We start from the raw sequence: 22,922 nt of genomic DNA, 5'->3' as shown, positions 1-22,922 counted from the left end.
CCGCCTCTCTGATGATCGCGAGCAAGCTCGCTCCTACGAAAAGCGGACCAATCTTGCGAACCTCAGCGCCCGGAACGCGTTCGCTCTGTAGGAGCTAGCTTGCTGGCGATCAGGACCGGTACAGGCAGCGAGCATCCGGGGGAACGCCGGGCGATGATCGCGAGCAAGCTCGCTCCTACGAAAAAGCGGACCGCCGACCAGCCTTGGAACCTTAGCGCCCGGAACGCCTTCGCTCTGTAGGAGCCAGCTTGCTGGCGATCCCGACGATCATAAACAGATAGCATCACGCAGACACTGAACCGTGATCGCTCCAAGGTGGGACGCCCGAGTAGCGTCCCTCAGTGCCTGAGATCAAGCGATCAAGCCCCGCCAGGCGCTGCTCAGTTACGCATCCAGGGCGGCGGGGGGGGTTCGTCGCTGGGCTCATCCGTCGCATTGCGCAAGGCTTCCTTGCGTTCCTGCTCGGCAAGGGTGGCCTTGATCTCTCGCATGACGGCATCCAGATCGGCAGCGTCTTCCGGCTCGGCGAACTCGCCTGTCAGCTCAGAATCTGGGGTCAGCTTGCCGTCTTCGTAAAGCGCCCACATCTCCTTGGCGTAACGGGTGAATTTCAGCTCCGGCGCGAACTGCCCAAAGTATGCCGACATGTTGCCAACGTCGCGCTCAAGCATTTCGAAAGCATGGTTGTTGCCGGCAGCATCCACCGCCTGCGGCAGGTCGATGATCACCGGACCGTGCTCGTCAAGCAGTACGTTAAATTCGGACAAGTCGCCATGCACCAGGCCGGCGCAGAGCATCTTCACCACTTCACTGATCATGAAGGCGTGAAACTCGCGCGCGTCGTCCGGGTGCAGATCGACGTCATTGAGTCGTGGCGCGGCATCGCCGTCCTCGCCCGATATCATTTCCATCAGCAGCACGCCGTCGAGGAAGTCGTACGGCTTGGGTACGCGAACACCTGCTTCCGCGAGGCGGAAAAGTGCCGCCACCTCGGCGTTCTGCCAGTTCTCCTCCTTTTCCTTGCGTCCGTGCTTGGAGCCCTTGGCCATGGCGCGGGCATCGCGGCTGCTTCGCACCTTGCGGCCTTCTTGATATTTCACAGCCTGGCGGAAACTACGGTTATTGGCCTCCTTGTAGACTTTGGCGCAACGCAGCTCATCCCCGCAGCGCACCACATAGACCGCTGCTTCCTTGCCGCTCATAAGCGGGCGCAGCACTTCGTCGATCAGCCCATCCTCGACTAACGGCTCGAGTCGTTTTGGCGTTTTCATCAGCGGCTTACAGACCCTTCTTGGCTATGCATATCTGCAGGTTACGGGAATCGCCAGCGGGCTTCCATGCTCGCTCGCAAGTTTGAAAGCGTACTGTGGATTGGCATCGCAGCCAGCCAGGGCGGACAATCGGAATCACTCACCCAGGGAGCACTGCAATGCTCGATTTCGATCACTGCTGGCAAGCGCTCTGCGACCGCGATGCGGGCTTCGATGGCCGCTTCGTATTTGCCGTGCATTCGACCCGTATCTTCTGTCGGCCCAGCTGCCCGGCACGTCGCCCCAGGCGCGAAGGCGTCAGCTTCTTCATGCACACCCACGAGGCCGAAGCCGCCGGTTTCCGTGCGTGCCGACGCTGCTCACCTCACGGCCAGAGCCTCGCCGAGCAACTCGATGCGCTGGTGATCGCCGCCTGTCGTCTGCTCGATGAAAACCCCGAGCCGATGACGCTGGATCAGCTGGCCAAGCGGATCGGCCTGTCGTCATCGCACCTGGCCCGCGCGTTCAAGGCTCGCACAGGCCTGACGCCTCGCGCCTGGGCCGCAGCGCGGCGACGCGAGCGTTTGGAGACGGCGCTCCCCCACGCCGAATCGGTACTTGGCGCAGCGTTGGATGCCGGCTACGGCAGCACCCGTGGCGCCTATCAGAACGTCACCGCTCTCAGCCCGGCGCAACGACGCCACCGGGCCGCCGGTGAAGTTCTGCGCTACGCCATCAGCCCGAGCCCGCTGGGCCTGCTGTTGGTCGCGTCCAGCGACAAAGGCATCTGCGCCCTCCTCTTCGGCGATGATGAGCAACCCTTGCTCGATGAGTTGCAGCTTCGCTTCGCGGCAGCGGAACTGAGGTCTGATCAGCCAGGGCTCGGCGAATGGCTACGCTCGATCGTCACACAGCTGGAAGAACCCAGCCGGGCCGCACAATTGCCGCTGGATCTGCGCGGGACAGCCTTTCAGCACCGGGTATGGCAAGCGCTGCAGGATATTCCTCCGGGAGAAACTCGCCGTTACGGCGAACTCGCTGCGAGTCTCGGCAGTCATGCACGCGCCGTGGCTCGCGCCTGTGCCAGCAATCCCGTCGGACTCCTGGTGCCCTGCCATCGAGTCGTTGGTGCCAATCAATCACTGACCGGCTACCGCTGGGGTATCGAACGCAAAGCCGCGTTGCTCGAAGCCGAGCGCGACGATTCGGGAGCGTGACGGCAGTTTCTACGGTCCCATGATTCACAGCACATGAATTCCAAGGACCGAGCACCCATGACCGAACTGAAGCGTTATCGCATCCACTACCTGATCGACGGCAAGCCGGCCTCCCTGACCCTGAGCGCCTTCGAGCGGCCGGACATGGAGCAAGCCGAGCTGGAAATTCTTCTGCATCATGTACGCGAACCGCGCGCGGCGGTCGATGCACCCTGGGAAATTCCAGTACGCCCCAGCGAAGACAGCCGTATGGCCGAGCTCGGCGTCAGCGATATCAAGATCGAGGAAGACTCAGGCCAGTGATTGCCGCAGCCTAACCACGTCAGACTAGGAGAAACCGGACGTGCGCCTGATCGACACCCATACCCATCTGGACTTCGACCCTTTCGATCACGACCGCAAAGAGGTGATCGAGCAGTGCAAAGCTGTCGGTGTGGAACGGATTCTGGTGCTGGGCGTGCATCAGGCGAACTGGGCCAGAGTCTGGCAGATGGCGCAGAACGAACCGGCTGTCTACGCCGCGCTGGGCATGCACCCTGTGTTTTTGCAGGACCACCGGCCGGAACATATCGACGCGTTGCGCAACTGGCTGCAGCGCCTGGCGGGCGAGGAAAAACTCTGCGCCATCGGTGAGATTGGTCTCGACTACTACATCGAGAATCTGGACAAAGAACGCCAGCAACAGCTGCTCGAAGCACAGTTCGAATTGGCGAACGAATTTGAACTGCCGGTGCTGCTCCACGTTCGCCGGGCGCATGCGCAGATGATCGCCACGCTCAAGCGCTGCAAGCTCAAACGCACCGGGATTGCACACGCTTTCAGCGGGAGTTGGGAGGAAGCGCGGGAGTACATCAAGCTGGGATACAAGCTCGGCCTGGGTGGCGCTGGAACCTGGCCACAGGCGCACCGAATGCATCGGGTGCTGCAGCAACTGCCGCTCGAAAGCATCGTGCTGGAGACCGATGCCCCGGATATCACGCCCCACAGCCATGCAGGCCAGCGCAACAGCCCGGAATTCCTGCCCGACATCTGCCGCCAACTGGCCGAGCTCCGGGGTATCAGCCCTGAAGAGCTGGCAGAAGCAAGCTATCGCAACAGCCGCGAGCTGTTTGACTGGGAATGAGCTGCAGCTGACCGCAGTGGTGATGCTACCCGCCGAGGGAACGTAGCAGCAGCGGCAGCAATCATCACGTGAGACCGCCATGCTGCCGAGATAGCTAGCGACATGCAGCCTCGAACCGCACAGCAGACATCAGTCCTCCAGCGGATCGTGCCCCCAATTCATCAGCGAGTGGCGCCAGCGACTATCCCGAACGTCAGCTGCTGGCCGCTGCGCGAGATGCCGACGGATATAGCCGATAACCTTGCGCATGGCGCGGTACTCGTCTTCGCCCAGTTCGGCCTGACGTAGCCCCTTGAGTTCAAGGATGCGCTCACCCATGGCGTGCCCTACCGCTTCGCCGTCACCTGGCGAGGTCACTTTCTCACCCTCGGCAGTCATACCGACGCTGCGACTGGTTTCAGTCTCAAGCCATCGCCGCAGCTCGGCTGGCGCCATATTGATCAGTTCGTGGAATTCGGTGCGGACGTCTCGCTTCGAGTTTTCATCGAGCTCGCTCATTGCTCGCCCTCGCGCTTGAGTGCCGCAACCAGCTCATCCTTCTTCATCTTCGAGCGCCCACGAATGCCCCGCTGGGCGGCGCGGCGCATCAACTCAGGCTTGTTCAGGCCGCTCAGCGCTGATTCGCGCTCGCGGCCAGCCTTGCGCGCGACATCCGCCGGTTGCTTCGAATGCTGCTGACCGCGGCGGGAATCTGCGCGCTTCTTGCGTGTGGTGCGGGCGTACTCTTCATCACTGAGGGACTCGCGAGCATGCTTGGGTAGGTAGCGCTCACCTGTCTCGCCCGACGGCTTACCCGATTGGGTGCCCCAGTCCTCCTGGGTCCATTCTCGCAAATGGTTGTCGGCTGTTTTGCTGCCCGCGTAACCGCCGCCGCGCTTCTTGTATTCCTGCACGGCGTATTGCGCCTTGCGCGCGGACCACTGGCCCGGTTTGCCACCTTTGTCGCCGGCAATGACTTCCTGTTTGACCTTGTCCCACAGTTGCGGATCGGTTTTCTTAGCGGTGCTGGACATGTTGCGCTCCCCAGGTTTGCCTGATCGGCAGACCCGGGACCGCGATGCGCTGTTCAAAAGTGCCGATGGACGGAGCGCGCAATAGAAGCCCTAAACCCGAAACGCTCCAATCAATTGCTGCAAGCGCCCAACCAGTTCGGTGAGCTCTCGACTCGCCTGTTCGGTGTGGCCTGCGCCTTCGGCGGTCCGCTGTCCGGCTTCGTTGATGGCGACGATGTTACGATCGATATCGTGGGCGACGGCGGTCTGCTCCTCGGCAGCCGCAGCGATCTGCTGGTTCTGATCGACGATGACGCCCACCGCTTCCAGGATGTTTTCCAGCGCTTGCTGAACCTGCGCCGACTGGCTGACCGTTTCTTCAGCCATTGAGTGGCTGGAATGCATGGTCTTGACTGCCGCACCGACGCCCCCCTGAAGCCGGGCGATCATCTGCTCGATTTCCGCGGTCGACTGCTGGGTGCGCTTTGCCAGGCTGCGCACCTCGTCGGCCACCACCGCGAAGCCACGTCCTTGCTCACCGGCACGCGCGGCCTCGATGGCGGCATTGAGCGCCAGCAGATTGGTCTGTTCGGCCACCCCTTTGATGACGTCGAGCACCTGACTGATCGCCTTGCTGTCGCTGGCCAGCTGGTTGATTACATTGACTGACTGTTCAATCTCCGCGGCAAGGCGCCCGATGCCGCTGACCTGCGCTTCGACCAGCGAACGGCCGCTGACAGTTTCCTGGTTGACGCTCTGGGCGCTGCCCACCGCGGCTTCGGCACTGGTGGCGACTTCCTGCGCGGTGGCCGACATTTCGTTCATCGCAGTGGCGACCTGCTCGATCTGCCCACGCTGCTCGGACACGGTCAGGTTGCTCTCGCCTGACACGGTTTCGACGCGCGAAGCCTGACGCTCGACCTCCCCCACCGTCTGCCCGACGCGCTCGATGAGCTCGCGGATCTTCGCCACCGTATCGTTGAAAACCTGCCCTAGCTCACCCAGCTCGTCACGACTCTGGACCTTGAAACGCGCCGTCATGTCACCTGCCGCCACTCGATCCATGGTGGCGCCAAGGCTGCGCAAAGACGCACGGGTCGACATGTAGAACGCGCTGTACAGATAGACCACGAGTATGAAAATCAGCGCCAGGGCGGCGAGCAGCAAAATCATCAGCAGCTGCTTTTGCGCCAAGCGCTGCTCAAGCTCCTCGTCGAGGAAACCAAGGATGGCATCGTTGAACGCGTAGGTTTTCGCCATCTCAGCGCTGATCAGGTCGTAAAAGGCTTCCCAGGGCTGATCCAGCGCTTCGGCCATGATTACCTGGTCCTGGAAAATATCGTTGCTCACCTGCAGGGACGTGCGACTGGCAGCGGCCTGGCTTTCGAGTTGGCGTTGCGCAGCCGGGCTGCTGCCAAGTACGTCCTGAAGTTGAGCGGCGTACTGTGCCTGCTGTTTTTCCAATTCAAGCAGCAGGCCATCCAGCTTGTTGCTGGCATCGGAATTCAGGTAGCCCTGACCGAACGTGTAGGAACCGATCGCGCGGCCTTCGCCGAGCACAGCGGTGATCGTCGGCGTGACGGAAGTCAGTAGCTCAGCGAGCAGCCGAACATCGCGTTGGATGTCCTGACTCAGCCCGGATTGGCTGGCGATCAGCTTGATCATCACCTGAGCCTTGCCCAGGACGGCGCGCGCCATGGCGGTTTTCGTCTGTAGCGACTGCTGTGACTGAGCCTCACGCAGGGCAGCGTCCAGTTCGTCACGACGCAGGTTGAATTCGGCGATCTGCTCGGGGTGATCGCTGACCGGCGTCAGGCTTTGCATCAGGGCAGCGAGCGCTTGTTCAGCACTGGCCAGCCGGGTAACCAGCGCTTGTACTTCGCCGGTCTGCCCGATGATGCCTTCGATTTCGACCAGATCTTTCCAGTCCTCGATTCCACGGCGCAGCTGCAAGGCGGTGCCGAGCAACTCCAGACTGCGCAGCTCGGTACGGGTGCCGACGAACTCCTGATAGGACTCACGCACCAGAAAGAAATTGGTCGCCAGCATGGGGACGAAGAACAGAATGCTGATGAGGCTGAACTTCATGCCGAAACTCAGGCGGTTCATCAATGCGATAGCCGGATACAACAGACTTTTCAAAAGACGTCTCCCAATTTCTTGTTGTATTGCGGCGGCCATCAAGGGCCGAGGCAGGGCTCGTCAGGGAAGGGTGCGAGAAAACCTATTCGGGATATCGGTCGGTCCTTGAGTAACTTAAGGTAGTGGCAGAGTGACAGCTGGGCAACCGACAGAAGGCGCGCCGATCCAGCCCTATCCACCATGCTTATGCGGGAACAGAAGGCGAGAAACCGGGAGCGCTGGGGCGCCGAAGGGTGCAGGCGTAACTAGAGCAACAACACCCATAGCGCGATTGCGGCATACCAGAGGATTCGGGCACGCACCAGCAGGGCCGCGAGCGCATCGAGCCTGGCAATGCCCTGCTCGCCCTCATAGGCTTCGCCAAGGTCGGCGGCGATTGGTCCGACATCGGCCAGCAGCTGCCGCGCGGGAATGCTCCAGTGCAGCAGGTCGCTGAGCATGGCGCGATTGGCTGCGACGAAGTTGCCGACCAGCCCGAAGCTGGCGAGCAGAACCCGCACCGGCAGCCAGTCGAACGCATGCTTGAGCTGCCCGGCACGCTCGCGTATACCCTGGCTTTCGGCACGTTCGAGGGTCAGCGCCAATAGTCGATACGCGAGCGCCGCAACGGGCCCAAGCAGCACATACCAGAAAATTACCGCGAAGAACCCCTGATGGCTGCGCCAGAGCAACTGCGCTTCAACAGCCCGCAACAGGCCGGGCGCATCATCGGCACTCAGCCCAAGATCCCGCTCGGCAACCAGTGCGGCCGCCTCATGATCGCCCCGGCGCCACGCATCGCGAAACGGCCCCAGCTCACGTTTTCCATGGCCGCGACCCAGGCAGTAAAGCAGTACCAGCAAATGCAGCGGCAGGCTCAGCCAGCCGTAAGCCAGCGGCTCGAGCGCCGTCAGGAGGAAGGCAAGCAGCAGTACCGGCATCAGCACCAGCAGCATCAGGCCGAGCCAGGGGCTGGCCGCCAGCGATGCACGGCTCTCGACCTTGTGGCGCAAGCGAAGCCAGGGGCCATCATCTTGAACAACCCGCCGCCAACCGGTGAGTTTGTCGATGATCAGGGCAAGAAGTACCACGAGAAAAATCATGTTCGAATCCTGTCAGAACTGTCTCAGGCAATGATCGAGGCGGCGCGCAAGCGCTGCCAATCGAAAGCGGGGCCCGGATCCGTCTTGCGTCCAGGTGCGATGTCGCTGTGACCACGGACCCGCTCGGCGGTGATTGCCGGATAGGCCTGCTGCAGCAGATGACACAAGCTGATCAGGCTGTCGTACTGGGCCTCGCTGAACGGGGTTTCGTCAGTACCTTCCAGCTCTATACCGAGGGAGAAATCATTGCAGCCTTCCCGTCCGTCGAAGCTCGAAACACCGGCATGCCAGGCTCGATCAATGCAGGAGACGAACTGGGTGATGGCGCCGTCACGCTCGATGAGAAAGTGTGCCGACAATTGCAGGCTCGCAATCTCTTCGAAAAAAGGATGCTCAGCCGTGGGCAGGCAGTTCTGAAAAAACTCCTGGACCTTGCCCGTCCCGAAGCAGCCCGGTGGCAGGCTGATGTTGTGGATCACAAGCAGCGAAATTTCGCCGTCCGGGCGCTGATTGAAGTTGGGCGAGGGGCAATGGCGAATGCCTCGACACCAGCCTGTCGCATGATCCAACTGCATCGCGGCGAAACCTGGGTGACCTGCGGGTCTGCAGGCTAGCGCCTGCATGAGGGCTGCTGCAAGCCAGCCTGGTTTATTCCAGCCGCGGCGCGGGCTGGGCACCGACGCGCTTTTCATCGCGGCGCGACGCCAGGCGGTCGGCCAGTCGCGTAGGTTCTGGCAGACGGTAGCGGGTGACATAGCGCATCACCAATTCCGGCGCGGTCGCCAGACTGACGCGATTGCCGGGCGAAATGATCAGCGGCCGCACCTTTTCCTTGCTGCGCAGCACGGTGCCAATGACCTTGCCGCCCCTGTTCAGCAGATCGACCTGATCGCCGCGCCGCTCGCCGAGTGGCTCATGCAGGCCGGTGAGAATCTTCTTCGCCACACCTATGGTCGGCAAACCAGTGATGACGCCCAGGTGCGCGGCAATGCCGAGGCCGCGTGGATGCGCGATGCCGTGCCCGTCAGAGAAGATCAGATCCGGCATCTGCTCCAGCGAGTCGAGAGCCTGCAGCACGGCAGGCAGTTCTCGAAAGGACAGCAGCCCGGGTATGTAGGGCATACAGGTCGGTATCCGCGCCAATGCTTGCGCCAGCGGCTCGAGCGTCTGCGCATCGAGCAGGACAACGGCGGCACGAGTTATCTTTCCGCCGTCCTCGAAGCCCACATCGACGCCCGCGATCAGCTTCAAGGGCCCGAAGTAATCGGTCAGCACGACCTTGTCAGCAAGCTGCTTCTGCAATTCCCTCGCAGCGGCGGTGTTGCCGTCCCACTCGCCGAGCGCCGAATGGAACCGGTTTTTTTCTGAAGTCATGGAGCCCCCTCTGCTCGATCAGACGAGCAAGAGCAGGTGCAGTTCCGCCGTCGACCTACCAATGAGGGCTGGACAGCCAGCAGAAAAGATAAGACGCTCCCGCCGTACCACGGCAGATTTACCCTGCTTCGCCCCTATAAAAATAAACCGGAACCGGCAGAAGACAGCGCATGCTCACCGCCCAGCCCTTGAAACGCATCAGCATCCTGGCAACCGATGGGGTGTTTGCATCCACCCTGCTGCATGCAAAGGATTTCTTTCACATGGCCAGCCTGCGCTACGGCAAGCAGCTGGGTCTGGACCTTACGCCTGCGTTCGAGACGATGCTTGTGAGTCCCGACGGCCGCGCGGTCAGCACCTTCAGCGGTCCACGCATCGAAGTCGACGGTGCGCTGGACGACGCCGATGCGGTGATCCTACCGGCGTTCTGGGGGGATTTTGATGCGCTCTGCAAGCAGTACCCACAGGTGTCGCCCTGGTTGAAGGCGCGTCATGCAGCCGGCAGCGCCATTTGCGGCGAGGCCAGCGGTGCGTTCTGGATGGCTGCAGCCGGCTTGCTCGACGGTCGTGAGGGCACTACGCACTGGCGCTTCGCCCGCGAGTTCGCCGAGCGATTTCCGCGAGTGATCTTCACCCAGGAAAAGCACCTTACCGACAGCGATAACCTGTACTGCGCAGGCGGTACAACCTCGGCCTGCGACCTCTACATTCATATGGTGGAGCGCTTCTGCGGACCGCACATCGCTCAAGGAATGGCGCGGGATATCCTGTTCGAGGTCCGTCGCAGCTACAACCCTGGCCGAATCGGGTTCGGCGGACAAAAACTGCATCTGGACACCCGCGTCCTGCAGATTCAGGAGTGGCTGGAAGAACACTTCTCGGAGAAATTCCGCTTCGAGGACGTGGCGCGCGACCACGGTATGAGCATTCGCAATTTCATGCGACGGTTTCAGACCGCCACGGGCGACAAGCCGCTGCACTACCTGCAGCGATTGCGCATCGAAACGGCGAAGACGCTGCTATCGACCACGCGCAAGAGCATCAAGACCATCAGCTATGAAGTGGGCTATGACGACGCCAGCTTCTTTGCTCGCCTGTTTCGTCAGCACACCGAGCTTTCGCCCAATCAGTACCGCCAGCAGTATCGGCACAAGAGCGCGTGATAAAAAAACGGCAAGTCACGCCGAAGCGCAGACTTGCCGTTTTCAACCCCTGATGACTTCAGGGCTTGTGTGGGCGTGACAGGTACTCGTGTGACTGCATTTCAAGCAAGCGACTCAGGGTGCGCTGGAATTCGAACTCCAGACGCCCGCCGGCGTAAAGATCCTTGAGTTCCACCTCGGCCGAGAGGATCAGCTTGACGTTACGGTCGTAGAATTCGTCGACCATGTTGATAAAGCGGCGGGCCATGTCGTCCTTTGAGACGTCCATGCGCTCGATATTCGAGACCAGAACCGCATCGAAAATCTTACCCAGCTCGATATAGTCGTTCTGGCTGCGCGGTCCGTCGCACAACTCGCGGAACTCGAACCAAGCGACGCCGCTGGCAACCTTGCGCGCGACGATCTTGCGGTTCTCGATCATCAGGGGCTCGTTTTCCTGAACTCGGCACTTCTCCGGCAGCAAGCTACGGAAGCTCTTTTCCAGGCTCTGCTCTGCCTCGGCGTCGAGCGGGAAGTGAAAGAGTTCAGCTTGCTCAAGAGCGCGCAGTCGATAGTCGATACCGCTGTCGACGTTGACGATCTCGGTGTGCTTCTTCAACAACTCGATCGCAGGAAGGAAGCGCGCCCGCTGCAGGCCATCCTTATACAGACCGTCCGGCACGATATTGGAAGTCGCCACCAGACTCACGCCGTTCTTGAACAACTCCTCAAGCAGCGTGGCCAGAATCATCGCGTCGGTAATGTCCGATACGAAAAACTCGTCGAAACAGATCACGCGTGACTCGTCGGCGAATCGCTTGCCAATGATGATCAGCGGATTCTTTTCACCCTTGAGGGTGCGCATTTCCTCGTGAACGCGCTTCATGAAACGGTGAAAGTGGGTGCGCGTCTTCTTCTCGAACGGCAGCGCTTCGAAGAAGGTGTCGACCAGGTAGGTCTTGCCACGGCCAACGCCGCCCCAGAAATACAGACCTTTCACAGGTTCCGGGTGCTTCTTGCCGAAGAATTTGCCAAGCAGCCCGGACTTGCTGCGGTCATCGGCAACCAGATCGTCGTAAAGGCGCTGCAAATGACGCACGGCAGTTTCCTGGGCTGCGTCGTGGAAAAAGTCAGGACGTTTCAGGTCTGCCTGATAGCGCTCAAGAGGGGTCATGGCGGGGTCTGGGTAGTGAAACGGGGCCGACACTTTAGCCGTGCCCTCGGTGGTTGGCAATTTACTCACATCGTTCAAGCGCGGGTGCCTCGGGTGAGATCGTGTATCAGCAGGGCTGCGCCGACCCGCCAGCATCCGGCGGAACCGGCACGTGCGTTACGCAGCAAGGGTTGCCATTACCTGGCGCAGACGCAGCATGGCTGCTTCGAGCGCCTGCTCATCGGCATAGGCGGGGCTGTCAGCAATGCAATCGCCGTCCAGCCACAAGGTAAATTGATAGTCTTCGTCAGCACGGAGTTCCAGGGCGTCCACACCTTGAGCGATCAGGCGCTGGCTGACGCCGCCGATGGCTTTCGGATCGCTGAACGGCCGAGACAGCAACAGCTCTTCACCGTCGGCAGCGAAAAAACGGAAACGGAAGCTGCCGTCGTCCTCGCGGAAACTGGCGAAACGGGCAGTCTTGCCGCCCTTCTTCTTCGCCGGAGCAACGCTCGCAGCTTCACTGCGGAAATTGCGCAGCCCGACCGCCTCACGCAGTTCGCCAAGGAAGGGCGTAGCGACACTGCGCGCTTTGGCGGCACCGGCCTGCAGAATATCCTCCAGCTCACCGGGCCGCTGCATCAATGCGTGATAACGCTCGCGTGCCTCGCTCAGCTCGCTGTCGAGCAGGTCGAACAAGCGCTGCTTGGCTTCGCCCCAAGCCAATCCATCGATCAGCTCGCTGCGGAACTCGCTCAGCTGTGCCGGAGTAGCGAACGCCTGATAAATGGTGAACAGATGAGATTCGTCCGGATTTTTCGGCTCGCCGGGCAGCCTTGAGTCGGTGACGATTCGCGCGATGGTGCTCTTTAGCGCTTTGGCACTGGCGAACAAAGGGATGGTGTTGTCGTAGCTCTTCGACATCTTGCGCCCGTCGAGCCCGGGCAAAGTCGCAACGCTTTCCTCGATCACGGCGGACGGCAGGGTGAACAACTCCTTGCCGTTACCGAACAGGTGATTGAAGCGCTGAGCGATGTCGCGCGCCATTTCCACATGCTGGATCTGATCGCGCCCGACCGGCACCCGGTGTGCATTGAACATGAGAATGTCCGCCGCCATCAGCACCGGATAGCTGAACAGCCCCATGGTAATTCCGGCGTCCGGGTCCTCCCCCTGCTCCACATTCTTGTCCACCGATGCCTTGTAGGCATGCGCGCGGTTGAGCAGGCCCTTGCCGGCAACACAGGTCAGCAGCCAGGTCAGTTCAGGGATTTCCGGGATGTCCGACTGGCGATAGAACGTCACCCGCTCGGCGTCGAGACCACAAGCCAGCCAAGTGGCCGCGATTTCAAGACGCGATTGCTGGATGCGCAGCGGATCGTCGCATTTGATCAGGGCGTGATAATCAGCGAGAAAATAGAAGGAGTCGGCATCGGCTTCCCGACTGGCCACGATGGCGGGACGAATAGCACCTGCATAATTGCCCAGATGGGGTGTGCCAGTGGTGGTGATGCCAGTAAGGATTCGGGTCTTCATTCGGTTATCTCGATTCATTCAGCGCAAACAGCAAGCAGGTCTTTGGAAAAGCAAAGGACGATGCTGGGGCTCGCTGTATCGCAAGCGATTCACTAAACCAGTCGCGGCGTGACCAGCTCTTTGAGTTCCACCAGCTTGCCGTGGAAAAAGTGGCTGCATTCTGCCACTTTCAGCAGCTCGTGAGAGCGCTGAAGCCCTGCGGAGAAGGCATGCACCGAAGACGGATCTATGACTTCATCATCGTCCGGCTGGATGATGGTAAGCGCACAGCTTTCGGCCAGCGGCAAATCCGTCAGGCGAGATACGGCTGGCGCAACCATGAACAACCGCTCCAGCGGCTCGCCACGCGCTTCGACGCGCCCGGCCAGCGCCGCAGCGACAAAGCCGCCAAACGAAAAGCCCAGCAAGGTCAGCGGTAGCGACGGATATTGCGCACGCAGCCAGCGCAGCGCAGCTTCGGCATCGTCCACTTCGCCAGTGTTCATGTCATGGCTGCCAGCACTGCCTCCAACACCGCGAAAATTGAAACGAAGGGTGACGTAACCTGCATCCCGCGCCGTGCGCTGCAGGGTCGAGACCACTTTGTTGAGCATGGTTCCGCCCTTGACCGGATTGGGATGGCAGATCAGCGCCAGCCCACGTGCATCGGGCTGATCGAAATACAGACCTTCCAGCGCACCGGCCGGGCCTTCGATGGATATGGGGCTTTCACGTTTCAACAAAGTAACTCCGTGACCTTGGGGCTTATCGGCTCGTCTTGCTTGAACTGCCGAATAGTGCCGCTTCGCGTGGCGGTATACAGGGCAGGGACGAGACGTTAACGTATCAGACGGTGGGAAGACTACCGCCCAGGCGGCGCGAAGCTAAGATGCCGGTCGTGAACCGATCGGACTGGTCGCCCAAGGCGACTGCCACTGCAAGATTTTTCACTGCTGTACGTCACAGCCGTTTTATATAGAGGAAGTACTCGTGGAACAGACCCTCGCGACCTGGTTGCTCCCGATCGTCGGCGTGATCGCCGGCATCGTCATTGGTTACCTGATTGCACGTAACAGCGCGCCGAACAGTACACAGCGTCAGGTGGATGACCTGCAGGAGCGCCTCGATACCTACCAGAGCGAAGTGGTCACGCACTTCAACACCACTGCCAGCCTGCTGCGCAAGCTGACCAACAGCTACCAGGACATGCAGGATCACCTGTCCGAAGGCGCCGACAAGCTCGCCCTCGACGAGCAAACCCGTCAGCGTCTTCTCGCCGCCCTGCATAGCGAGGAAACCCACAGCCATCGGGAACGCCTCACTTCGCCGACTTTCACCGAACCACCAAAGGACTACGCGCCAAAAGGTCCTGATGTGCCCGGTACGCTGGACGAGAATTTCGGTCTGAAAAGCAGGCACTGAATCGCGACGGCGGCACTCCTGGGTGCCGCCTTTCTCTGCCCTATTGTTTCAGACGCATCGACAGGTCAATTGCCCGAACATGCTTGGTCAGGGCGCCGATCGAAATGTAGTCGACGCCAGTCTCGGCGATGGCACGCAGGGTGTCATCACTGATCCCGCCAGATGCTTCCAGCTTTGCTCTTCCCGCGGTCACCGCGACTGCTGTGCGCATGTCTTCGAGGCTCAGTTCGTCGAGCATGACTACATCGGCCCCGGCAGCAAGTGCCTGCTCCAGCTCATCAAGGTTCTCGACTTCGACCTCAACCGGCTTGCCGGGCGCGATGTGATGCGCAGCCTCGACCGCCTCGGCAATCCCGCCGCATGCCGCGATATGGTTCTCCTTTATTAGGAAGGCGTCATACAGCCCGATGCGATGGTTATGGCAACCACCACACGTCACCGCATACTTCTGTGCAAGACGCAGCCCGGGAATCGTCTTTCGAGTATCGAGCAACCGTACGCCGGTGCCTTCAACGAGGTCCGCATATTGCCTGCAGCGGGTCGCCACCCCTGATAGGGTTTGGAGGAAATTCAATGCTGCGCGCTCTCCACTGAGCAGCGACCGCGCCGGCCCCTCGAGATGAAATAGCACACGGTCAGCCTCGACCTGCTCTCCGTCCCCGACCTGCCAATGCACCGAAACCCTGGAATCGAGCTGACGAAACACCGCATCGACCCATGCCGTCCCGCTTATCACCGCCGACTCGCGAGTGATGACAGCAGCATGTGCAAGCCGCTCGGCGGGGATCAATTGTGCAGTGATGTCTCCCGAACCGACGTCTTCAGCCAGCGCTTTGCGTACATTGGTTTCAATTTCAGCGGACAAATCCGCAAGGGTGATGTTGCTCACGTAAGGCTCCCGTTCATTTCGGCAGAGTATAAGCGCTGACCCTTTATAGAGCCTCGGAAGGCCTTCATCAAAGCGCGCGAACAAGCTGCTCGTACAGCCGCGCCCCCTGCATTTCGACCGCTTGTAGGAATTACGCGAGTATGTGTGAGCTGCATCATGTCCAAGACAAATCCACGCTAGGCTAATGAACGAGCGGCCTATAATGAACTCATATTTGGCGCCACCGAAATGGCGAACCAACCATGGAATTACAAGCCGTTGCCCCTGCGCATAATCAGCGGCATGCTACACGGTGTTGAGCGCTTGAATGACAGGCGACCGGAGAGTCTCGATGCGAACCGATGCGAAAGTGGTGCACCTCAAGGCCACCCCTGAGCAAAAGCAGACCTCGCCGGCAGGTAGACTACCTGTCGCGCTCATCAGCGTGCGCGACAAAGCAGCCCAGCAACTGAGACTGGCGCTACAGACCCTGTTCGACAACGCCGACGATTCTCTATTCGAGATTGCCGATCGCGCGACAAGCAATGCGGAACAGAACGCATTTTTCGAAGCCATGCGCGACCTGCGGATGAAGCGCCGCGGGATCGAACGCGGATTCCTGCAGCAGGTATTCGAGTCTTTTTCCAAACTGAATCAGTACGAGATCGGCAAGCCCGCACAGCAGGAGGCCTCGTTCGAAAGCCTTGCACTGGTGCAGAACGACGAACTGGAAGAATCAGTTGCGATCGATACCATGGTCGCCAAAGTCATCAGCCGCGCCAGTCAGCCGCTAAGCCATCTCACCACCCGCATGAATGTGCTGGTGAGCCGAAAGCTCGACGACAAGAGCAATCCGCTGGGGCCTCAACAGCTGTGTGAATATTTCCTCGAGGCCTGCAGCACCCTAGGCGTCGAGATCAAGGTCAAGCTAATCATTCTCAAATTGTTCGAGCGCTATGTACTCAGCGACCTCGAACAGCTTTACGCCGAGTCCAACCAGGCGCTTGTCGCCGCGGGCGTCCTGCCAGAATTGCAATCCACACAACCGCGCCGCGCACCCGTCCGCCCAGGCACTTCAGGCACCGGTGCAGCGCGATCAGAGCAGGGGTTCAGCGATTCGCCTGCTTATGTGGATGAAGGCGTTCACGAAGCATTCGGCACACTGCAGGCACTGCTCTCGGAGCTACGCGGAAGTGCGCTACCCGCCCGCAATCTGCCCAGCGATGCCATTCCGATCTCCAGCAATGACTTGATGCGACTGCTTTCGCACCTGCAGTCTCGCGCACCTCAGCAAGTCGACGAGTTCGATCTGCAAAGCCAGCTCGAACAATTGTTGCAGCGCGTCAGTGCCAAGAGCGGTAAATCGCGCGTGGTCGGTGAAGTCGACGAAGATGTCATCAATCTGGTGTCGATGTTGTTCGAATTCATTCTCGACGACCGCACCCTCCCCGATTCTCTGAAGGCATTGATTGGGCGCCTTCAGATCCCCGTTTTGAAAGTCGCAGTTCTGGACAAGACTTTCTTCAGCCGCGGCAGCCACCCGGCTCGACGCCTGCTGAACGAAATCGCATCTGCAGCAATGGGCTGGGTCGATCAGGATGAAGCCCAGCGCGACAGCCTCTACCAGAAGATCGAACAGGTAGTGTCTCGCCTGCTAAACGACTTCGTCGATGATCCAGGCATATTCTCCGAGTTACTGGCTGACTTCCTCGCCTTCACCGGTGATGAGCGACGCCGCAGTGAGCTGCTTGAACAGCGCACCCGTGATGCCGAGGAAGGACGTGCACGGGCCGAGATGGCACGCCAGGAAGTGGAACACGCACTCAACCAGCGCTTGCTCGGCAAAACCCTCCCCGAGGTGGTTGTCAGGCTGCTGCAAGAGGCGTGGAGCAAGGTCCTACTGCTGACTTGCCTGAAACACGGCACTCAGTCAGAACAATGGCAGGCCGCTCTGGCCACCATGGACGACCTGATCTGGAGCGTTGGTCCACACGAGGACCCCGAGTCCCGCTCGCGACTGCTGGAGCTTGTGCCGAGCCTGCTAAAGAATCTTCGCGAAGGTCTGGTCAGCGCTGCCTTCGATCCCTTTTCGACTAGCGATTTCTTCACGCACCTTGAAGCCCTACACGTCCAGACGCTTCAACAGCTGAGCAAACCCGCTTCAGTACCGCCAGCCAATGATCCGGCGAGCGGTGGCGATATCCTCACCGACGTCAAACTCGAATTACCCCCTCGCGACGAGGAGTCGAAAGGGCCGGCCGCTCAGGCCATGGTCGAGGTCAATGAAGAAATCGTATTGCTTGCCCCAGGTGAAAGTCGTGAGCAAGAGCCCGAGATCAACCTGGCCGATAATGATGAAGCCTTGGCACAGGTCGACAATCTTCGCGTAGGCAGCTGGGTCGAATTTCAGGAAGATGAGGACCATAAGCTGCGTTGCAAATTGGCGGCTATCATCAAACCCACGGGTAAGTATATCTTCGTCAATCGCACCGGAATGAAGGTGCTCGAGAAAACCCGAATGGGTCTGGCCATCGAGTTCCGCCGTGGCGCGATACGCCTTCTCAACGATGCCCTCCTTTTCGATAGGGCATTGGAGTCTGTGATTGGCAACTTGCGCAGCCTGAAGCATAACGGTCGATGAGCCGTCAGGGAGGGCCAAACTATCCCGCCGCCCTCCCTCAGCATTCCTCCCGATACAACCAAAGCCAAACAGCAACAAGCCCTGATCGCGCCTCTCGCTTGGCTTTTGGCAGCACACCGCTAGAATGCCTGCATTCCCCCGCGAGGTTTGTATGCCGAGCCGCCTGAACCCAGAAGACCAGAAACGCGTCGATCAGTATCTCAGCGCACCACAGCACCAAGTCGAGCGGCGGCCTTTTCGGCCCTGGCTGCTCCTTGTGCTGGTTCTGGTAGTAGTTTTAGGGCTTGGGCTGCTGAGCCGACTCCTGAGCCGCCTGGTGTTATGAGTGGCACCGACCTCGCCCCGGCGCATGACCGAATTCCGTAAAGCCTTATGAGTTCATTCAATGACACATCGCATCGTAATCGTCGGCGGCGGCGCTGGCGGCTTGGAGCTTGCCACCCGCCTGGGTAGAACCCTGGGCAAACGAGGAAAGGCACGCGTCACGCTGATAGACGCGAACCTCACTCATATCTGGAAGCCTCTGCTGCATGAAGTGGCGGCCGGCTCACTGAACTCGTCGGCCGACGAACTCAACTATGTCGCGCAAGCGAAGTGGAACCACTTCGAATTTCAGATGGGCCGGATGAGCGGCCTGGAGCGCGAACGCAAATGCGTGCACCTCGCTGCATCCTTCGATGAGCACGGTGTAGAGCTCGTACCCGCCCGAACGCTGAGCTATGACACCCTGGTCATTGCGGTCGGCAGCACCACAAATGATTTCGGAACAACAGGCGCCGCGGAGCACTGCATCTTTCTGGACACCCGCGAACAGGCAGAGCGTTTCCACCGCCTGCTACTCAGCCATTACATGCGCGCCCATGCCAGCGAGGGCCATCAAAGCACGATCAACATGGCCATCGTCGGCGCAGGCGCCACAGGCGTTGAACTGGCGGCCGAGCTTCACCATGCCGCGCGCGAGCTCGCTGCCTACGGCTTGAATGGCATCAAGCCGGAAAATGTCCATATCACACTCATCGAAGCCGGCCCCAGGGTGCTTCCCGCCTTGCCCGAGCGCATCAGCCAGCCAGTGCACCAGACGCTCAACAACCTCGGCGTGACGGTGCTCACCAACGCCGCTGTCAGCGAAGTGACGAACGAAGGGCTGCACACCAAGGATGGCAATTTCGTGCCAGCTAAACTGAAGGTCTGGGCTGCCGGCATCAGAGCACCTGGCTTCCTACGCGAAATAGATGGCCTTGAAACCAACAGGATCAATCAACTGCAGGTGCTGCCAACCCTGCAGACTACTCGTGACGAGAACATATTCGCTTTTGGCGATTGCGCCGCCTGCCCACAACCCGACAGCGATCGCAACGTTCCGCCGCGGGCGCAGGCAGCGCATCAACAGGCGTCACTGCTTGCCAAATCAATCGCCCGCCGGCTCGAAGGGAAAGAGCTGGCGGCCTATCGGTACCGCGACTACGGCTCTCTGATCTCCTTGTCGACGTTCTCAGCCGTCGGCAACCTGATGGGTAACCTCACTGGCAACGTTATGCTCGAGGGATGGCTGGCACGGATGTTCTACGTATCCCTGTACAGGATGCATCAGATCGCGCTCTACGGTGTTGCCCGGACCGGACTGATGATGATCGGCGACAAGCTCAGCACCAGCACGGTACCCCGCCTGAAGCTGCACTAGCGTCTGCTGCCGCGCCACTCCACTGGATAAGAGATGGCGCGGCAATAGTAAACATGGCTCAGAAAAATACCGGCCAAATCGCAGGCACAAAAAAAAACCGGAAGGTCTTTGGACCTTCCGGTTTGATACGCCTCTTGCGAGACGATTTTGGTGGGTCGTGTGGGATTCGAACCTACGACCAATTGGTTAAAAGCCAACTGCTCTACCAACTGAGCTAACGACCCAAAAGTGGTCGGGGTAGGGGGATTCGAACTCCCGACATCCTGCTCCCAAAGCAGGCGCGCTACCGGACTGCGCTATACCCCGATATGGAATTTGGCTCCGCGACCAGGACTCGAACCTGGGACCCAATGATTAACAGTCATTTGCTCTACCGACTGAGCTATCGCGGAACTTCACTTCCAGCTCCTTGGTTGGCTTGCTGTGCCGCTTTGCAAACCCCCCTCAGAGGCGCGCCATTTTACGGTTCTCGACGCGGCTGTCAACAGAAAAAATGCGATTTACTACAATGCTTTGCGGATAACCTCCCGCTCGTAACAAACGGAGCCGTCAACCGCCCTTGATCACTGGCACGGCCGCTCAGCTCGAGCGGCCTTTTTTGCTGCTTATGACTTGGAAAAATGGATCTGGTCACCCTCCACTTTACCGACGATCGCCGACCCAGGTTCAAACGCACCAGAGAGTATGTTCTGGGCAAGCGGGTTCTCGATCCATCGCTGGATGGCGCGCTTAAGGGGGCGCGCGCCATACACGGGGTCATAACCAACGGCGACCAGCTTGTCCATGGCCTCATCGCTGAGTTCAAGGCTCAGCTCGCGCTCTGCCAGACGCTGCTGCAGGCGACCCAGCTGGATTTTTGCAATGCCTGCAATCTGATCCCGCGCCAGCGGGTCGAAGACCACCACCTCGTCGATACGGTTGATGAACTCCGGCCGGAAGTGATTGCTCACTGCATCCATTACAGCAGCCCGCTGCGCATCAGGATCCCCCACCAACTCTTGAATCTGGCTGGAGCCCAAATTCGAGGTCATCACAATCACCGTGTTGCGGAAATCCACCGTGCGTCCGTGGCTGTCGGTCAGGCGCCCATCCTCCAGAACCTGCAGCAAAATATTGAAGACGTCAGGATGGGCCTTCTCTACCTCGTCGAGCAGCACCACCGAATAAGGCTTACGGCGCACCGCCTCGGTCAGATAACCGCCCTCCTCGTAGCCTACGTAGCCTGGTGGTGCACCAATGAGACGTGCCACCGAATGCTTTTCCATGAATTCTGACATGTCGATCCGGACCATCGCCTCTTCGGTATCGAACAGGAACTCGGCCAGCGCCTTGCACAACTCGGTCTTGCCCACCCCAGTCGGGCCAAGGAACAGGAAGGAACCACTAGGGCGATTCGGGTCGGCCAATCCGGCACGGGAGCGGCGGACCGCATTGGCCACCGAGACGACCGCCTCATGCTGCCCAATCACGCGCTGGTGTAGCAGGTCTTCCATCTTCAGCAGCTTGTCGCGCTCGCCTTCGAGCATCTTGGAAACCGGGATCCCGGTCCACTTCGAGACGACCTCGGCAATCTCCTCGTCAGTCACCTTGTTGCGCAGCAGCTGGTTCTCGGTCTTTCCGTGCTGGTCGACCATTTGCAGGCTGCGCTCCAGGTCCGGAATGATGCCGTACTGCAGCTCGGCCATTCGTGCCAGATCGCCCTTGCGGCGTGCTGCCTCTAGGTCCGCCTTGGCCTGCTCGATCTTCTGCTGCATCTGAGCAGAGCCTTGCACCTCGGCCTTTTCGGATTTCCAGATCTCTTCAAGATCTGCATATTCGCGCTCCAGCTTGACGATTTCCTCGTCGAGCTTGCTGAGACGTTTTTTGGTTGCCTCGTCGTCCTCGTTCTTCAGCGCTTCACGCTCGATCTTCAACTGGATCAGCCGGCGATCCAGACGGTCCAGCTCTTCAGGCTTGGAATCGATTTCCATGCGGATTCGGCTAGCCGCTTCGTCGATAAGGTCGATCGCCTTGTCCGGCAGCTGGCGATCAGTGATGTAACGATGCGAGAGCTTGGCTGCCGCGATGATGGCTCCATCGGTAATGGAAACGCCGTGATGTACCTCGTAACGCTCCTTCAGGCCGCGCAGGATGGCAATGGTGTCTTCCTCACTCGGCTCGTCGACCTGAACGCGCTGGAAACGTCGCTCAAGTGCCGCGTCCTTTTCTATGTACTGGCGGTATTCGTCTAGCGTGGTCGCGCCTACGCAATGCAATTCGCCGCGAGCCAGGGCCGGCTTGAGCATGTTGCCCGCATCCATTGCGCCTTCAGCCTTGCCGGCGCCGACCATGGTGTGTAATTCGTCGATGAATAGAATGACCCGGCCTTCCTGCTTGCTCAGCTCGTTGAGCACCGCCTTGAGTCGCTCCTCGAACTCGCCGCGAAACTTCGCGCCAGCGATCAGCGAGCCCATGTCCAGAGCAAGAAGGCGTTTGTCCTTGAGGCCATCCGGCACCTCGCCGTTGACGATACGCTGAGCCAGCCCCTCGACAATCGCCGTCTTACCGACACCGGGCTCGCCGATCAGGACGGGGTTATTCTTGGTGCGCCGTTGCAGCACCTGGATGGTCCGCCGGATCTCGTCATCGCGACCGATCACCGGATCGAGCTTGCCTTCCTCAGCGCGCTTGGTCATGTCAACGGTGAACTTGTCCAGCGCCTGGCGCGACTCCTCGGCATTGGGATCGTTGACCGCCTCGCCTCCGCGCAGGTTGCTGATAGCGTTTTCCAAAGCCTTCTTGCTTACGCCCTGTGCCAGCAGCAGCTTGCCCAGGCGGGTATTGCTATCCAGCGCAGCGAGCAGCACGAGTTCGCTGGAGATGTACTGATCACCTTTCTGCTGCGCCAGCCGGTCGGCCTGGTTCAGCAGGCGGGCCAGGTCCTGGGACATATTCATGTCACCGGTCGGGTTCTGCAGCTTCGGCAACTGATCCAACTCTTTAGTGAGCGCTTGGCGCAGGCCCTTGATGTCGAAACCCACCTGCATCAGCAGCGGTTTGATCGAACCGCCTTGCTGTTCGAGCAGCGCCTGCATCAAATGCAGTGGCTCGATAGAGGCATGATCGAAACCAACGGCGACGGATTGGGCATCTGAAAGCGCAAGCTGCAACTTGCTGGTCAAACGATCGATACGCATGTAATCACCTTTCTAGGTTAGGCAGGCCGGCGCGCACGAAAGCGCCTGAAACGAAAGCCTGCGAGATGAACCTTAGATGAGGTTGATTGTTGGAGATTCAAGCCGTAGGGCATTGACGCAGATCACTGCGCATGGCAATAGCGC

At 59.9% G+C, this 22,922-nt stretch carries 20 protein-coding genes and 3 tRNA genes; 8 read left to right on the top strand and 15 right to left on the bottom strand.

Annotated features, from left to right (window positions below):
- Window positions 1-380 precede the first annotated feature (380 nt).
- Window positions 381-1,271, bottom strand: a complete 891-nt coding sequence (locus NA619_RS19390) for a PA4780 family RIO1-like protein kinase (protein WP_255963447.1) — start codon at window positions 1,269-1,271, stop codon at window positions 381-383.
- 158 nt (window positions 1,272-1,429) lie between these two features.
- On the opposite strand from NA619_RS19390, the gene ada reads away from it, so the two are divergent.
- From ada to NA619_RS19375, 3 genes are read left to right on the top strand one after another with little or no spacing between them, the layout of a single operon-like run.
- On the top strand, window positions 1,430-2,467 hold the full coding sequence (ada, locus tag NA619_RS19385; protein ID WP_255963446.1) for a bifunctional DNA-binding transcriptional regulator/O6-methylguanine-DNA methyltransferase Ada: 1,038 nt from the start codon (window positions 1,430-1,432) through the stop codon (window positions 2,465-2,467).
- 57 nt (window positions 2,468-2,524) lie between these two features.
- A complete protein-coding gene (locus tag NA619_RS19380; protein WP_255963445.1) occupies window positions 2,525-2,770 on the top strand; it encodes a hypothetical protein in 246 nt (81 codons plus the stop codon).
- Between the two features lie 40 nt (window positions 2,771-2,810).
- The gene (locus NA619_RS19375) at window positions 2,811-3,590 is read left to right on the top strand and encodes a TatD family hydrolase (protein ID WP_255963444.1); all 780 of its coding nucleotides are present in this window, start codon (window positions 2,811-2,813) and stop codon (window positions 3,588-3,590) included.
- Between the two features lie 129 nt (window positions 3,591-3,719).
- Here NA619_RS19375 and NA619_RS19370 read toward each other — a convergent pair whose 3' ends face one another.
- The 6 genes from NA619_RS19370 to nfi form a co-directional block, all read right to left on the bottom strand.
- On the bottom strand, window positions 3,720-4,088 hold the full coding sequence (locus NA619_RS19370) for a DUF3140 domain-containing protein (protein ID WP_255963443.1): 369 nt from the start codon (window positions 4,086-4,088) through the stop codon (window positions 3,720-3,722).
- A complete protein-coding gene (locus NA619_RS19365; protein ID WP_255963442.1) occupies window positions 4,085-4,603 on the bottom strand; it encodes a DUF5872 domain-containing protein in 519 nt (172 codons plus the stop codon). The genes NA619_RS19370 and NA619_RS19365 overlap by 4 nt, the downstream gene beginning before the upstream one ends.
- Window positions 4,604-4,693: 90 nt before the next feature.
- Complete coding sequence (locus tag NA619_RS19360; protein WP_255963441.1) at window positions 4,694-6,724, bottom strand: methyl-accepting chemotaxis protein; 2,031 nt, start codon at window positions 6,722-6,724, stop codon at window positions 4,694-4,696.
- A gap of 245 nt (window positions 6,725-6,969) precedes the next feature.
- The gene (gene ampE / locus NA619_RS19355; RefSeq protein WP_255963440.1) at window positions 6,970-7,806 is read right to left on the bottom strand and encodes a regulatory signaling modulator protein AmpE; all 837 of its coding nucleotides are present in this window, start codon (window positions 7,804-7,806) and stop codon (window positions 6,970-6,972) included.
- 23 nt (window positions 7,807-7,829) lie between these two features.
- Complete coding sequence (gene ampD, locus NA619_RS19350; protein ID WP_255963439.1) at window positions 7,830-8,381, bottom strand: 1,6-anhydro-N-acetylmuramyl-L-alanine amidase AmpD; 552 nt, start codon at window positions 8,379-8,381, stop codon at window positions 7,830-7,832.
- A 73-nt stretch (window positions 8,382-8,454) separates the two neighbouring features.
- Window positions 8,455-9,180, bottom strand: coding sequence for a deoxyribonuclease V (gene nfi / locus NA619_RS19345; protein ID WP_255963437.1), 726 nt, complete (start codon window positions 9,178-9,180; stop codon window positions 8,455-8,457).
- Between the two features lie 170 nt (window positions 9,181-9,350).
- Between nfi and NA619_RS19340 the strand changes: the two genes are divergently transcribed.
- The gene (locus tag NA619_RS19340; protein WP_255963436.1) at window positions 9,351-10,343 is read left to right on the top strand and encodes a GlxA family transcriptional regulator; all 993 of its coding nucleotides are present in this window, start codon (window positions 9,351-9,353) and stop codon (window positions 10,341-10,343) included.
- A 58-nt stretch (window positions 10,344-10,401) separates the two neighbouring features.
- On the opposite strand, the gene zapE is transcribed toward NA619_RS19340, so the two are convergent.
- The 3 genes from zapE to NA619_RS19325 form a co-directional block, all read right to left on the bottom strand.
- Window positions 10,402-11,496, bottom strand: a complete 1,095-nt coding sequence (zapE, locus tag NA619_RS19335) for a cell division protein ZapE (RefSeq protein WP_255963435.1) — start codon at window positions 11,494-11,496, stop codon at window positions 10,402-10,404.
- 156 nt (window positions 11,497-11,652) lie between these two features.
- Window positions 11,653-13,011 (bottom strand): tryptophan--tRNA ligase, encoded by a 1,359-nt coding sequence (locus NA619_RS19330; RefSeq protein ID WP_255963434.1) that lies wholly within the window; start codon window positions 13,009-13,011, stop codon window positions 11,653-11,655.
- Window positions 13,012-13,103: 92 nt separating this feature from the next.
- Window positions 13,104-13,733: an alpha/beta hydrolase gene (locus NA619_RS19325; RefSeq protein WP_336605472.1), complete on the bottom strand. Its 630-nt coding sequence runs from the start codon at window positions 13,731-13,733 to the stop codon at window positions 13,104-13,106.
- Window positions 13,734-13,980: 247 nt separating this feature from the next.
- Here NA619_RS19325 and NA619_RS19320 point away from each other — a divergent pair, with 247 nt between their 5' ends.
- Entirely contained in the window at window positions 13,981-14,412 is a 432-nt protein-coding gene (locus NA619_RS19320) for a YhcB family protein (RefSeq protein ID WP_255963432.1), read from the top strand.
- A 40-nt stretch (window positions 14,413-14,452) separates the two neighbouring features.
- Here NA619_RS19320 and nadC read toward each other — a convergent pair whose 3' ends face one another.
- The gene (gene nadC, locus NA619_RS19315; RefSeq protein WP_255963431.1) at window positions 14,453-15,301 is read right to left on the bottom strand and encodes a carboxylating nicotinate-nucleotide diphosphorylase; all 849 of its coding nucleotides are present in this window, start codon (window positions 15,299-15,301) and stop codon (window positions 14,453-14,455) included.
- A 331-nt stretch (window positions 15,302-15,632) separates the two neighbouring features.
- Here nadC and NA619_RS19310 point away from each other — a divergent pair, with 331 nt between their 5' ends.
- The 3 genes from NA619_RS19310 (at window position 15,633) to NA619_RS19300 (ending at window position 19,602) form a co-directional block, all read left to right on the top strand.
- Window positions 15,633-17,921 (top strand): DUF1631 domain-containing protein, encoded by a 2,289-nt coding sequence (locus NA619_RS19310; RefSeq protein ID WP_255963430.1) that lies wholly within the window; start codon window positions 15,633-15,635, stop codon window positions 17,919-17,921.
- 151 nt (window positions 17,922-18,072) lie between these two features.
- A complete protein-coding gene (locus tag NA619_RS19305; RefSeq protein ID WP_122163815.1) occupies window positions 18,073-18,246 on the top strand; it encodes a DUF3094 family protein in 174 nt (57 codons plus the stop codon).
- A 60-nt stretch (window positions 18,247-18,306) separates the two neighbouring features.
- Window positions 18,307-19,602 (top strand): NAD(P)/FAD-dependent oxidoreductase, encoded by a 1,296-nt coding sequence (locus NA619_RS19300; protein WP_255963429.1) that lies wholly within the window; start codon window positions 18,307-18,309, stop codon window positions 19,600-19,602.
- A 148-nt stretch (window positions 19,603-19,750) separates the two neighbouring features.
- On the opposite strand, the gene NA619_RS19295 is transcribed toward NA619_RS19300, so the two are convergent.
- The 4 genes from NA619_RS19295 to clpB all read right to left on the bottom strand — a co-directional run bounded on the left by NA619_RS19295 (window position 19,751) and on the right by clpB (window position 22,778).
- Window positions 19,751-19,826: transfer RNA gene (locus NA619_RS19295), tRNA-Lys, on the bottom strand.
- 5 nt (window positions 19,827-19,831) lie between these two features.
- Window positions 19,832-19,908: transfer RNA gene (locus NA619_RS19290), tRNA-Pro, on the bottom strand.
- Between the two features lie 10 nt (window positions 19,909-19,918).
- A tRNA-Asn gene (locus tag NA619_RS19285) sits at window positions 19,919-19,994 on the bottom strand.
- Window positions 19,995-20,207: 213 nt separating this feature from the next.
- Complete coding sequence (clpB, locus tag NA619_RS19280) at window positions 20,208-22,778, bottom strand: ATP-dependent chaperone ClpB (RefSeq protein WP_255963428.1); 2,571 nt, start codon at window positions 22,776-22,778, stop codon at window positions 20,208-20,210.
- Window positions 22,779-22,922 lie beyond the last annotated feature (144 nt).

Source organism: Stutzerimonas stutzeri, assembly GCF_024448895.1.
Classification (GTDB): Bacteria; Pseudomonadota; Gammaproteobacteria; order Pseudomonadales; family Pseudomonadaceae; genus Stutzerimonas; species Stutzerimonas stutzeri_Q.
The sequence above is the reverse complement of the archived record's forward strand: the minus strand, read 5'-3'. Positions and strand labels throughout refer to the sequence as shown.